The 11,724-nt window shown below is 64.4% G+C and carries 12 protein-coding genes; 10 read left to right on the top strand and 2 right to left on the bottom strand.

The genetic code is table 11. The features are described from left to right. Window positions 1-6: 6 nt before the first annotated feature. From cyoE to ACPFMA_RS24200, 3 genes are all read left to right on the top strand, one after another. The gene (gene cyoE / locus ACPFMA_RS24210) at window positions 7-894 is read left to right on the top strand and encodes a heme o synthase (protein WP_009404394.1); all 888 of its coding nucleotides are present in this window, start codon (window positions 7-9) and stop codon (window positions 892-894) included. 282 nt (window positions 895-1,176) lie between these two features. Continuing rightward, window positions 1,177-2,409, top strand: a complete 1,233-nt coding sequence (gene alaC, locus ACPFMA_RS24205; RefSeq protein ID WP_425928901.1) for an alanine transaminase — start codon at window positions 1,177-1,179, stop codon at window positions 2,407-2,409. A gap of 173 nt (window positions 2,410-2,582) precedes the next feature. Continuing rightward, window positions 2,583-2,948 carry a YkgJ family cysteine cluster protein gene (locus ACPFMA_RS24200; RefSeq protein ID WP_425928900.1) on the top strand — a complete coding sequence of 122 codons (366 nt, stop codon included), beginning with the start codon at window positions 2,583-2,585 and terminating at the stop codon, window positions 2,946-2,948. 3 nt (window positions 2,949-2,951) lie between these two features. On the opposite strand, the gene ACPFMA_RS24195 is transcribed toward ACPFMA_RS24200, so the two are convergent. Next, window positions 2,952-3,431 (bottom strand): DMT family transporter, encoded by a 480-nt coding sequence (locus tag ACPFMA_RS24195; RefSeq protein WP_064302782.1) that lies wholly within the window; start codon window positions 3,429-3,431, stop codon window positions 2,952-2,954. A 95-nt stretch (window positions 3,432-3,526) separates the two neighbouring features. Between ACPFMA_RS24195 and ACPFMA_RS24190 the strand changes: the two genes are divergently transcribed. After that, window positions 3,527-4,447: a LysR family transcriptional regulator gene (locus tag ACPFMA_RS24190; protein ID WP_064302730.1), complete on the top strand. Its 921-nt coding sequence runs from the start codon at window positions 3,527-3,529 to the stop codon at window positions 4,445-4,447. A gap of 14 nt (window positions 4,448-4,461) precedes the next feature. Next, window positions 4,462-4,827: a lysozyme inhibitor LprI family protein gene (locus tag ACPFMA_RS24185; RefSeq protein ID WP_425928899.1), complete on the top strand. Its 366-nt coding sequence runs from the start codon at window positions 4,462-4,464 to the stop codon at window positions 4,825-4,827. Between the two features lie 187 nt (window positions 4,828-5,014). Here ACPFMA_RS24185 and ACPFMA_RS24180 read toward each other — a convergent pair whose 3' ends face one another. Beyond that, window positions 5,015-5,401, bottom strand: a complete 387-nt coding sequence (locus ACPFMA_RS24180) for an HPF/RaiA family ribosome-associated protein (RefSeq protein WP_009404383.1) — start codon at window positions 5,399-5,401, stop codon at window positions 5,015-5,017. A gap of 313 nt (window positions 5,402-5,714) precedes the next feature. Between ACPFMA_RS24180 and ACPFMA_RS24175 the strand changes: the two genes are divergently transcribed. The 5 genes from ACPFMA_RS24175 to ACPFMA_RS24155 all read left to right on the top strand — a co-directional run bounded on the left by ACPFMA_RS24175 (window position 5,715) and on the right by ACPFMA_RS24155 (window position 11,662). After that, entirely contained in the window at window positions 5,715-6,020 is a 306-nt protein-coding gene (locus tag ACPFMA_RS24175) for a DUF3649 domain-containing protein (RefSeq protein WP_425928898.1), read from the top strand. Continuing rightward, the gene (locus tag ACPFMA_RS24170; protein ID WP_425928897.1) at window positions 6,017-7,585 is read left to right on the top strand and encodes a PepSY-associated TM helix domain-containing protein; all 1,569 of its coding nucleotides are present in this window, start codon (window positions 6,017-6,019) and stop codon (window positions 7,583-7,585) included. Before ACPFMA_RS24175 ends, ACPFMA_RS24170 begins: the two co-directional genes overlap by 4 nt. Beyond that, the gene (locus ACPFMA_RS24165; RefSeq protein ID WP_009404377.1) at window positions 7,585-7,911 is read left to right on the top strand and encodes a DUF3325 domain-containing protein; all 327 of its coding nucleotides are present in this window, start codon (window positions 7,585-7,587) and stop codon (window positions 7,909-7,911) included. The genes ACPFMA_RS24170 and ACPFMA_RS24165 overlap by 1 nt, the downstream gene beginning before the upstream one ends. A gap of 4 nt (window positions 7,912-7,915) precedes the next feature. Further along, entirely contained in the window at window positions 7,916-9,169 is a 1,254-nt protein-coding gene (locus tag ACPFMA_RS24160) for a sigma-70 family RNA polymerase sigma factor (protein ID WP_425928896.1), read from the top strand. 105 nt (window positions 9,170-9,274) lie between these two features. Further along, complete coding sequence (locus tag ACPFMA_RS24155; protein ID WP_425928895.1) at window positions 9,275-11,662, top strand: TonB-dependent siderophore receptor; 2,388 nt, start codon at window positions 9,275-9,277, stop codon at window positions 11,660-11,662. The last annotated feature ends 62 nt before the right edge of the window (window positions 11,663-11,724 follow it).

The raw sequence follows: 11,724 nt of genomic DNA, 5'->3' as shown, positions 1-11,724 counted from the left end.
TCCGGCATGTCCCTGAAACACTTTATCCAGATCACCAAACCGGGAATCATCTTCGGTAACGTGTTGTCCGTGGCGGGCGGTTTCTTCCTCGCTGCGGCAGGGCATGTCGATTTCATGCTGTTCCTCGCCACGGTGATTGGTACCTCGCTGGTCGTAGCGTCCGGTTGCGTCTTCAACAACTGGATCGACCGCGACATCGACATCAAGATGGAGCGCACCAAGAACCGCGCAATGGTTCAAGGTGCGATCTCGTCGCCGGTAGCCCTGGCCTACGGCACCCTGCTCGGGGTTGCCGGCCTGGGCCTGCTGTTGTTCAAGGCCAACGCCCTGGCGGCCTTGTTCGGCCTGATCGGCTTCATCATCTACGTCGGTTTCTACAGCCTGTACCTCAAGCGCAAGTCGGTGCACGGCACCCTGGTTGGCAGCCTGTCCGGTGCCATGCCTCCGGTGATCGGCTACTGCGCCGTGAGCGGCACCTTCGACCTGGCTGCGCTGACCCTGCTGGTGATGTTCAGCCTGTGGCAGATGCCGCACTCGTACGCGATCGCGATCTTCCGCTTCAACGACTACCGCGCCGCGTCGATTCCGGTCCTGCCGGTCGCCCGTGGCGTGGCGGCGGCGAAGAAGCAGATCATCTGGTACATCGTGGCCTTCCTGGTCGCCACCCTGATGCTCACCATTGGCGGCTACGCCGGCCTGAGCTACCTGGCCGTCGCGGCGGCCATGGGCCTGTACTGGTTGTACATGGCCTGGGGCGGCAACAAGGTGGCCGATGACCGCCTGTGGGCGCGCAAGGTATTCGCCTTCTCCATCTTCACCATCACTGCCCTGAGCGTGATGATGTCGGTGGATACCCGCACCCCGGCGGAAGTGCTGATGACCTACGTGCAATGAGCACCGACGGTTGACGAAAACGCCCCGGCGCCGAGAGGTTCCGGGGCGTTGTTGTTTGTCTTGAGGGCCTCATCGCCGGCAACGCCGGCTCCCACAGGTTCAGCGGTGCACACGATACCTGTGGGAGCCGGCGTTGCCGGCGATGAGGCCAGTGGGGTAATCACAGGGTCTATGAAATAACGCTTTACAAGAATCCACCCCCGGCCCTATCTTTCAGCCTCGGCCACAGGAGTGGCCAACGTCGCTCGGACGGTTCCGGGCGCTTACGTCTTCGAGGAAATCATGGCCGAACAAGGTTCGCCGCGCCGTTTTGCGCGCATCGATCGTCTCCCCCCCTACGTCTTCAACATCACCGCCGAACTCAAGATGGCCGCGCGCCGTCGTGGCGAGGACATCATCGACCTGAGCATGGGCAACCCCGACGGGGCCACGCCGCCGCATATCGTCGAGAAGCTGGTGCAGGTCGCCCAGCGTGAAGACACCCACGGCTATTCCACTTCCCGAGGCATCCCCCGTCTGCGCCGCGCGATTTCGCGCTGGTACGAGGAGCGCTACAAGGTCGAGATCGACCCCGAGAGCGAAGCCATCGTTACCATCGGCTCCAAGGAAGGCCTGGCACACCTGATGCTGGCTACCCTGGACCACGGCGACACGGTGCTGGTGCCCAACCCCAGCTACCCGATCCACATCTACGGTGCGGTAATCGCCGGCGCCCAGGTGCGTTCGGTGCCGCTGGTCCCGGGCGTGGACTTCTTCGCCGAGCTGGAGCGGGCCATCCGCGAGTCCATTCCGAAACCGAAGATGATGATCCTCGGCTTCCCCTCGAACCCTACGTCGCAGTGCGTGGAGCTGGACTTCTTCGAGCGGGTGGTTGAACTGGCCAAGCAGTATGGCGTGCTGGTGATCCACGACCTGGCCTATGCCGACATCGTCTACGACGGCTGGAAAGCCCCGTCGATCATGCAGGTGCCGGGAGCCAAGGATATCGCGGTGGAGTTCTTCACCCTGTCCAAGAGCTACAACATGGCTGGCTGGCGGATCGGCTTCATGGTCGGCAATCCGGAGCTGGTCAGCGCCCTGGCGCGGATCAAGAGCTACCACGACTACGGCACCTTCACTCCGCTGCAGGTCGCGGCCATCGCCGCCCTTGAAGGCGACCAGCAGTGCGTGCGCGACATCGCCGAGCAGTATCGCCAGCGCCGCAACGTGCTGGTCAAGGGCCTGCACGAGATCGGCTGGATGGTCGAGAACCCCAAGGCATCGATGTACGTCTGGGCCAAGATTCCCGAGCAATACAAGCATCTCGGCTCCCTGGAGTTTTCCAAGAAGCTGCTGGCCGAAGCCAAGGTCTGCGTGTCGCCGGGCATCGGCTTCGGTGACTACGGCGACGATCACGTGCGCTTCGCCCTGATCGAGAACCAGGACCGGATCCGCCAGGCTGTGCGCGGCATCCGCCAGATGTTCCGGGCCGACGGCATCGAGGCGCCGAAAGCCGCCAAACCGGCCAAGGTCTAAGGCACGCCCGAAAGGCCCGAAGCCCCCGTGATACGGGCGCTTCGGGCCTTTTTCCTTCCGCCGGTCGGGCGCCCGGATTTCTTTTCGTCACCCCCTTCTCAACGGCGTGGCATCGCATAGAATTGGCGACGGGATTCTCCCCATAACAATTCTTGCTCCCCCCTCCCGACATCATGTCCGATACCCATCCTTGCTTGAGCTGTGGCGCCTGCTGCGCGCATTTCCGTGTGTCCTTCTTCTGGGGCGAATGCACCTCGGCCGGCGGTTGCGTGCCGGATGACCTGGTGGTGCAGATCACCCCGAGCCGGGTCGCGATGATCGGCACCGATGCCAAGCCGACGCGTTGCATTTCCCTGTCGGGCGAGGTGGGCAAGGCGGTCGCCTGCACCATGTACGAACAGCGTTCCAGCCCATGCCGGGAATTCGAGGCGTCCTGGGAAAACGGCGAGCACAATCCGCGTTGCGACGACGCCCGCGCCGCCCATGGCCTGCCGCCGTTGCAGCCATTCGATTTCGACATGGGCTCGACCGCGGCCTGACCGCTATTGGCTGGAGCGGGTGCCCCACTGCACCACCAGCATGCCCACCACGATCAGCCCGACCCCCAGCAGCCGTGCCAGGTTGACCGGGCGCTCGGGCAGGCCCATCAGGCCCCACTGGTCGATGGCTAGCGATGACAGCACCTGGCCGGCAATCACGCAGACGATGAAACCCGCTGCGCCGAGCTTGGGCGTCAGGATCAGCGCCGCAGTGATATAGACCACGCCTGCCACCCCGCCGAACCATGCCCACCAGGGGGCCTGGCCCAGTGCCGCCACTTGCGGCATCGGTGCGCGCATCAGCCAGAGCGCGGGCAATACCATCAGCACACTGACTGCAAGCGAGACCAGCGTGGCCCATAGTGGATGACCAAGCAGGCGACCTAGCGCAGCGTTGCTCCCGGCCTGGAACGGCACGGCAGCTCCGGCGAGCAGGGCGATCAGCGGCAGCGCTACGACAGCGGGGGCGATGTTGAGATTCATGGCGGACTCCTTGATACGCACGATGGGCATAAGGCAGTCTTGGTTATCCACAGGCTGGATGGAAATTCGAATTTTGCACGGGGACTATTCGTCATATGGATGATCTGCGCCGTATCGACCTCAATCTGTTGCTGACCCTGCATGCCCTTCTGGCCGAGCAGCATGTTTCCCGTGCCGCCTTGCGCCTGCATCGCAGCCAGCCGGCGGTGAGCCATGCGCTGGCACAGTTGCGCGATATCTTTGCCGATCCGTTGCTAGTACGCCGGGGAGGGCGCTTGCAGCCCACGGCCCGTGCCCTGGAGTTGGCCCAGCCGCTCAGAGAGGCATTGCAGCAACTCGATGCCTTGCTCAGCAGTCCCGGCTTCGATCCGCTGCGGGCGCGGCGCAGTTTTCGCCTGGCGATGTCGGACTATGGCGCGAGGGTTGTCCTGCCCCGTCTGGTTCGTGCGTTGCGCGTCGAGGCGCCGGAGGTGGATCTGGTGGTGACCCAGGGCAGTCGCGAAGCGATGCTCAGCCAGTTGTTCGATGGCGAAATCGATCTGGCGCTTGGGGTCTTTCCGACCCTGACCGCGCCGTTGCGTGCGCAGACCCTGTTCGAGGAAAGCTTCGCCTGCCTGGCCGACCGCGACACCCTGCCGGCCCGTGGCGGGCTGACCTTGGCGCAGTGGCTGGCCCGTCCTCATGTGCTGGTGGCGATGCGACCCGGTACCGACAACGAAATCGACCTTGCCCTGGCCGCCTTGGGAGAGCAACGGCGTGTTGCGCTGGCGATGCCGCACTGGATCGCTGCCACCGAAGTGCTGGCCGGGACCGATCTGGTGCTCACCGTCGCCCGCCGCAACCTGTTGCGCCCGCCCCGTGGGCTACGCTGTTTCGCACCACCCCTGCCGATCCGGGCCTTTGGCTTCCAGCAGGCCTGGCACGAGCGCCGTGAGGGTGATGCGGCCCATCGCTGGCTGCGGGCTCAAGTGACCCGCGCCTGCCTGCTGGAACCTGTTGAATCCTCAATTACCTGACACGGAGTGTGCCGATGAACCTTGGAATCCTCGCCCTGGCCCTGCTCGCGGCCAGCCCGCTGGCCCAGGCCGACAGTTACAGCCAGTGCATGAAGGGCGCCAGCACCACGGCGGCCATGAGCGAATGCTCCGGCGCCGAGCTGAAGCGCCAGGATGATCGTCTGAACCAGAACTACAAGGCAGCCATGGGCAGCCTCGGGGAAGTACAGAAGGGCAAGCTCAGGGATGCCCAGCGCAAATGGGTGGCGTACCGGGATGCCAATTGCGGGATGTACTACAGCATGACCGGTGGCACCATCGATCGGCTCAACGGGATTGGCTGCGAGGTGGACATGACCAAACAGCGGGCCGGGGAGCTGGAGAACTTGCCGGAGCATTGAGAGCAATCGCGTACCCTGTGGGAGCGGGTTCACCCGCGATCGCAATGGTGAATTCACTACCGCAATCGCGGCGGTTTGGCGCTCCGATGAACCCGCTCCCACAGGGTACGCGTACACCAAAGAAAAAGCCCCTGGCCACGAGGCCAGGGGCTTTTTCATTTACCGTCTCGCGTTGCTGTTCTTACGTTCAACCCAGCCGTTCGAGGAATTCCTCTTGCAGCAGCGCGTCATTGGCGCTGATCTCTTGCTGGGTGACGGCGCGTTTGCTGCGCAGCTTGCCGTAGAAATGCTCCAGGGCGTTGTTCAGTTTCGATGCTGCACCCTCGATGGCCTGCTCCAGTGTGGCGGCCTTGTGGGTTACGGAAATCGGGTGATGGCCTTTTGGGCGTGCCTCCATCTGGCAACGTTTGTCGTGGGGACCGGGCTTGTCGCCGTTCTCGTCCCTCAGGTGGACCTCGACCCGGGTGACCCCGTCGTCAAAGCGTTCGAGCGTACTTTCAACCGTGCTGCGTACCCACTGTTCCAGCCGGATGTTGCCTTGAATATGGTTGTCGCTGTTGACCTGGATTTGCATGATTCCAATCCTTATTCAGCTAGCTCGCAAGAGGCACCGGAGGCCGGGTTGCCTTGGAATTCGTTGCCTCTTGCTTACAACTTCGGGCAGATCGAAGCGGATTTCAACCCCCTAAAAAATAAAAATATTTTGTTTCAATCGGGTTGGGAAACAGGGGTAGGATCAGGGAGATAAGTGCGTAGCGCATTTCTCTCGTTGAAAGGGAAACCTGTGCTCCGGCAGTCGGACGGTGAGTGGCGACCTGTCAGATAGCTTTGATTCTGAGAATCCTTATCATTTATATTAGGCGTCTTTCCGTCCCGGACGCCCCGTCATGAAGAGCACTGCCGCCGGCCTGCCCCTGAATTATCGCCTCGCCGTGACCTCGCGTTGCCTCGCCGCGCTGTTCGGCGGCTATGCCCTGGCGGCGATGGCCGGGGTGCTGCTCAGCCAATGGCTGCCGCTGCCCAGGGCCGATGCGGTGCAGGTGGGCATGATGAGCTCGTTCCTGTTCTACCTCGGTGCGTTCATCTGGGCGTTCGCCAGCCACAGCGCCTGGCGGGCCTGGTTGGGCATCCTGTTGCCGAGCCTGGTGCTGGGCACGATCAATGGCTTGACGTACTGGGTGGCGCGGCCATGAAAGAGGGCTTCCGCCAGGCGATGGCCTGGCTGCACACCTGGGCCGGGCTGATTTTCGGCTGGCTGCTGTTCGCCATCTTCCTCACCGGGACCATGTCCTACTTCAAGCCCGAGATCACCCGCTGGAGCCAGCCGGAGGTACCGGTGCGGGCCCTGGATATCCCGCTGGCGCTAGGCAAGGCCCAGGATTACCTGCAACGCAACGCCGGCGACGCCCCGAACTGGTTCATCCAGCTCCCGGACGAGCGCACCCCGGGCATCACCGTCGGCTGGCGCGGCGGCGATGGCCAGCGCGGCTTTACCCGCAAGACCCTGGACGCCGCCACCGGCGAGGAAGTGCCGACCCGCGAAACCCGCGGTGGCGATTTCTTCTACCGCTTCCACTTCCAGCTGGAAATGCCTTATCCGTGGGGCCGCTGGCTGGCGACCTTCGCTGCGCTGATGATGCTGGTCGGGCTGGTCACCGGGATCATCACCCACAAGAAGATCTTCAAGGAGTTCTTCACCTTCCGTCCCGGCAAGGGCCAGCGCTCGTGGCTCGACGGGCATAACGCGATCGGCGTGCTGGTGTTGCCGTTCCACCTGATGATCAGCTACAGCAGCCTGGTGATCTTCATGTACATGGTCATGCCCGCGCCGATCCTTGCCGGTTATGACAACCAGGACAGCTATTTCAATGAGGTCTTCGGCGGCCGCGACCTGGTTGCCGCCTCCGGCGAGAAGGCCCCCATGCAGGCGCTGCCGCAGCTTTATGCGCGGCTGCTGGCGCAGGCCCCGGAAGCGAAGATCAGTTGGGTCGAAATCCAGCGCCCGGGCGACCGCAATGCCCAGGTGCTGTTCGTCCCCGATGGCCGCGAGCGGGTATCGGTGCAGCGCGGTGCCGGCTGGCGTTTCAACGGCGCCGACGGCAGCCTGGCCTGGAGTGCCCGTCCCGAGAGCGTCGCCGGGATCGTCAGCGGCGGCTTCTATGGCCTGCACATGGCCTCTTTCGCCGGCCCGCTGCTGCGCTGGTTGTATTTCTTCTTCGGCCTGGCCGGCACGGCGGTGATCGGCACCGGGCTGGTGATGTGGCTTGGCAAGCGCCAGCTCAAGCACGCCAGGAGCGGCACCCAGCCGTTCGAACTGCGCCTGGTGGAAGTGCTGAACATCGTCAGCATGAGCGGGCTGATCCTCGCCGTGGCCGGATTCTTCTGGGCCAACCGCCTGTTGCCGGTCGGCCTGGAAGGGCGGGCTCAGTGGGAAGTGAACCTGTTCTTCGGCGTCTGGCTCGCAAGCCTGCTGCATGCGCTGCTGCGTCCGGGGCGCCGCGCCTGGGGCGAGCAACTGGCGCTGGCGGCGCTGGCCTGGACAGCCTTGCCGCTGCTCAACGGGCTGACCACCGGCCAGGGCCTGAACCATTCGATTCCGGGTGGCGACTGGGCGATGGCCGGTTTCGACCTCACCGTGTTCGGCTGTGGCCTGCTGTTCGCCTGGACCGCCGCGAAAATGCTGCGCGAACCGCTACCGGCGGCCAGGCGCACGCCGAAAGCGGCCCGGACGCCGTACCTCGAAGCGGAGACGAACTGATGCTGGCGATCGCGTTGTTTGCCTTCGCCGGCTGCGCGGCGTTGTGTCTGGCCATGGACAAGCACTTCAGCGAACTGCTCGGGCGCAAACCCCGCCCCGGGCAAACCCTCGTCTTGCGCCTGGCCGGCTGGCTGCTCCTGGCCCTGGCCCTCGCCGCGGCAGTCAGGCACGCCGGCTGGGCGATCGGCCTGGCCGAACTGTTCGGCTTGCTGATGGCCAGCCTGTGCCTGTGGGTTTTCGCCTTGCCCTACCGGCCACGCTGGCTGCTCGGGTTGGCAGCGCTGAGCCTGGTGCTGGCGCCGTTTTCTGCGCTCGGGCTGATCTGACGCGATGGCCGAACCGCTCGATGACGCCCTGGCCCGGGCCCGTTTCCTCCAGGTATTCCTGGCCCAGCGCGGGCGCATGGAAAACCTGGTGAGGCGGCGGGTCGGTTGCCGGGCGACTGCGGCAGACCTGGTGCAGGAGCTGTTCCTGCGCTTCTGGCGGCGCCCGCAGATCGGGATCGAGGCCCTGGAAAGCTACCTGATGCGTTGTGCCGGCAATATCGCCATCGACCATCTGCGCAGCGAGGGCGCCCGCGAGCGAGTCAACGAAAGCCTCCCCGAGCCCCTTGAACTGCCGCAGGAAAGCCAGCCCGAGGCGGCATTCGAGGCCAGCAGCGACCTGCGCCGGATCGAGGCGGCCCTGCGCGAGTTGCCCGAGCGCACCCGGCAGATCTTTCTGCTCAACCGTATTCATGGACGCACCTATGGCGAGATCGCCAAGGTCATGGCGCTTTCCCAAAGCGCGGTGGAAAAACACATGATGCGCGCCCTCGAAGCCTGCAAGGCGAGCATCGCCAACGAGCCCGTGCCGGTGCGCAAGGCGCGCAAGCTCGGCGGTCTTGCAACTGCGGCTTTCCTGCTGCTGATGCTCGGCACCGGTGCTGGTTGGCATCCGGCGGACTGGCTGCGCGACCTCGGCGCGGACTATGTGGCGCCGGTCGGGCAGATACGCGAAGTGACCCTGGCCGACAACTCGCACCTGGTGCTGGACGCCGATACCGCCATCCGCGTCGATTTCAGCCACGGCCAGCGTCGTATCGAGGTGCAGCGTGGCGCTGTGTTCTTCCATGTCAGCCACACGGGCCAGCCCTTTGTCGTCGAGACCGAAGGCGGCCGCACCGAGGTGCTGGGCACGCAGTTCGAGGTCCGCCAGCAAGCCGGCGGGGCGCAGGTCACGGTGCTGTCCGGGCGGGTCGGGGTCACTGCCGGCGCAGGGCAGGCGCAGCAAGTGCTTACGGCCAACCAGCAGGTCGAATACCACGACGGCCAGGCCGGCCGGGTGCACGGCGTCGATAGCCAGAACAGCCTGGCCTGGCGCCAGGGCTGGCTGAACTACTACGAGGTTCCGCTGAGCCAGGTGGTGGATGATCTGGCTCGCTACTATCCCGGACGCATCATCCTGCTCGACCGCCAGCTCGGCGCGCGCAAGGTCAGCGGCAGCTTCCCCGGCAACGACCCGCTGGCAGCCCTTGATGCCCTCGGCGCGGTGACCGGGTTCCAGCGCCACACGCTGTTCGGCCGGGTCACCTTGCTGCGTTGAAAATTATTTTGAAAAACATGTGAGGTACTTCGCGACGACATCCGTGTAGTGAATGGAAGTGCGATTTATTCGCATACAAGACTGTTCTCTCACAGGTTCATCGGCATGCAGGCAAGGTCGGCGGTTTACAGCGTTTCATTGGGTTTGGCGGGGCTGATGGTGCTGCCGGCATATGCGGCGGAGCAGGTCGAGCAGGTGTATCAGTTCGATGTGCCGGGCAAGCCGCTGCCCCAGGCCCTGGCCGATTTCAGTCGTATCACCGGGCTCAGCGTGGTCTACACCGTCGATCTCTCCAGCCTGCAGGCGCCGGCGCTGAACGGCCGGCTGGGTGCCGAAGCGGCGTTGCTGCGGCTGTTGCAGGGTTCCGGCTTCGGCTACCGCCGGGTCAATGCCCGCACCCTGACCCTGGAACCCTTGCCGCAGGACGGCACCCTCAGCCTGCAGGCCACCAGCATCGTGTCCCAGGCTGATGGCATCGGCAGCTACGCCCAGCCGGAAACCACCTCGATCATGCGTGGTTCGGCGTCGAGCATGGACATTCCGCAGGCCATCAACGTGGTGCCGGAACAGGTGCTCAAGGACCAGACCCCGCGCAACCTCGACGATGCCCTGTACAACGTCAGCGGCATCACCCAGGGCAACAACTTCGGCGGCACCTCCGACACCGTGATGAAGCGCGGCTTCGGCGACAACCGCGACGGCTCGATCATGCGCGACGGCATGCCCATCGTGCAGGGCCGCAGCCTCAACGCCACCACCGAGCGCGTCGAAGTGCTCAAGGGCCCGGCCTCGCTGCTGTACGGCATCCAGGACCCGGGCGGGGTGATCAACGTGGTCAGCAAGCGCCCGCAATTGCAGAGCTACAACGCCCTCAACCTGCGCGGCTCGACCTACGGCGAAGGCAAGAACGGCAGCGGCGGCGGCCTCGACAGCACTGGCGCCCTGGGCGACAGCGGCCTGGCCTATCGCCTGGTGCTGGACCATGAGGACGAGGACTACTGGCGCAACTACGGCGTGCACCGCGAATCGCTGGTGGCCCCGTCGCTGGCCTGGTACGGCGAAAACACCCAGGTGCAGCTGGCCTACGAGCATCGTGAGTTCCTCTACCCGTTCGACCGCGGCACCGCCATCGACCCGAACACCAATCGTCCGTTGAACATTCCTGCCGAGCGCCGCCTCGACGAACCGTTCAACGACATGGAAGGGCGCTCGGACCTGTATCGCCTGGAAGTCGATCACCAGTTTTCCGATGACTGGAAGGCTCACTTCGGCTACAGCTTCAACCGCGAGACCTATGACGCCAGCCAGGTGCGGGTGACCGGCGTGAATGCCGCCCGCGGCACCCTGACCCGCAGCATCGACGGCACCCGTGGTGCGTTGAGCAGCGACCGTTTCGCCACCCTGAGCTTCGACGGCAAGGTGCAGGTCGCCGGATTGCAGAACGACCTGCTGTTCGGTATCGATAGCGAATACCGCAAGATCTATCGCTCCGACCTGATCCGCCAGGCCAGCCGCAGTACCTTCAGCTACATCAACCCGGTGTATGGCCGCGAAGTCGAGGGCACCACGGTACGCGCCAGCGACAGTGCGCAGACCGACAAGCTGCGCAACGACGCACTGTTCTTCCAGGACTCGCTGCACCTCGACGAGCACTGGATCCTGGTGGCCGGCGCACGCTGGCAGACCTACGACCAGTACGCCGGGCGCGGGCGGCCGTTCAAGGCCAATACCGACAACAAGGACCAGGCCTGGGTGCCGCATGCCGGGGTGGTCTACAAGGTCGACGACACGCTGTCGCTGTACGGCAGCTACAGCGAGTCGTTCAAGCCTAACTCCAGCATCGCTCCGCTGACCGGCGGCCTGGTGCTGGACTCGGCGATCGCGCCGGAAGAGGGCAAGGCCTGGGAGATCGGTGCCAAGCTGGATCTGCCGGACTCGCTTAGTGCCACGGTCGCGCTGTTCGACATCACCAAGCGCAACGTGCTGGTGTCCAACTTCGATACCAGCACTGGCGATACGGTCTACAGCGCGGCGGGCGAGGTGAAATCCCGTGGTCTGGAAGTGGACGTCAGCGGCCAGTTGAGCGAGCGCTGGAGCCTGATCGGCAGCTACGCCTTCACCGACGCGGAAGTGACCAAGGACCCGGACTACAAGGGCAATCGCCTGCAGAACGTGGCCAGGCACAGTGGGTCGCTTTCGGCGGTGTATGACTTCGGCAGCGTGCTGGGCGGCGATCGCCTGCGCATGGGCGCCGGGGCGCGTTATGTAGGCGAGCGGGCGGGCAACCCGGTCAATGACTTCGATCTGCCGTCGTACACCGTGGCGGATGCCTTTGCCAGCTACGAAACGAAGCTCGACGAGCACAAGGTGCGTTTCCAGTTGAACGTGAAGAACCTGTTCGACAAGACCTACTACACCTCGGCGGTGAACCGCTACTTCGTGGCGATCGGGGATTCGCGGCAGGTCAGCCTTTCGAGCACGCTGGAGTTCTGATCTCTTTGTTGATCTCTCGGGCCTCATCGCGGGTGAACCCGCTCCCACAGGTTCACCACCGT

Origin of the sequence: Pseudomonas sp. NyZ201, from assembly GCF_049860765.1 — a bacterium.
In the GTDB taxonomy this organism is placed as follows: Bacteria; Pseudomonadota; Gammaproteobacteria; order Pseudomonadales; family Pseudomonadaceae; genus Aquipseudomonas; species Aquipseudomonas bharatica.
This window is presented reverse-complemented; position numbering and strand designations above follow the sequence as displayed.

What these genes read in the sequence shown, in the direction of transcription:
- cyoE (WP_009404394.1), top strand. Translation starts at nt 7, where the DNA reads ATGTCCCTGAAACACTTTATCCAGATCACCAAACCGGGAATCATCTTC.
- alaC (WP_425928901.1), top strand. Translation starts at nt 1,177, where the DNA reads ATGGCCGAACAAGGTTCGCCGCGCCGTTTTGCGCGCATCGATCGTCTC.
- ACPFMA_RS24200 (WP_425928900.1), top strand. Translation starts at nt 2,583, where the DNA reads ATGTCCGATACCCATCCTTGCTTGAGCTGTGGCGCCTGCTGCGCGCAT.
- ACPFMA_RS24195 (WP_064302782.1), bottom strand. Translation starts at nt 3,431, where the DNA reads ATGAATCTCAACATCGCCCCCGCTGTCGTAGCGCTGCCGCTGATCGCC.
- ACPFMA_RS24190 (WP_064302730.1), top strand. Translation starts at nt 3,527, where the DNA reads ATGGATGATCTGCGCCGTATCGACCTCAATCTGTTGCTGACCCTGCAT.
- ACPFMA_RS24185 (WP_425928899.1), top strand. Translation starts at nt 4,462, where the DNA reads ATGAACCTTGGAATCCTCGCCCTGGCCCTGCTCGCGGCCAGCCCGCTG.
- ACPFMA_RS24180 (WP_009404383.1), bottom strand. Translation starts at nt 5,401, where the DNA reads ATGCAAATCCAGGTCAACAGCGACAACCATATTCAAGGCAACATCCGG.
- ACPFMA_RS24175 (WP_425928898.1), top strand. Translation starts at nt 5,715, where the DNA reads ATGAAGAGCACTGCCGCCGGCCTGCCCCTGAATTATCGCCTCGCCGTG.
- ACPFMA_RS24170 (WP_425928897.1), top strand. Translation starts at nt 6,017, where the DNA reads ATGAAAGAGGGCTTCCGCCAGGCGATGGCCTGGCTGCACACCTGGGCC.
- ACPFMA_RS24165 (WP_009404377.1), top strand. Translation starts at nt 7,585, where the DNA reads ATGCTGGCGATCGCGTTGTTTGCCTTCGCCGGCTGCGCGGCGTTGTGT.
- ACPFMA_RS24160 (WP_425928896.1), top strand. Translation starts at nt 7,916, where the DNA reads ATGGCCGAACCGCTCGATGACGCCCTGGCCCGGGCCCGTTTCCTCCAG.
- ACPFMA_RS24155 (WP_425928895.1), top strand. Translation starts at nt 9,275, where the DNA reads ATGCAGGCAAGGTCGGCGGTTTACAGCGTTTCATTGGGTTTGGCGGGG.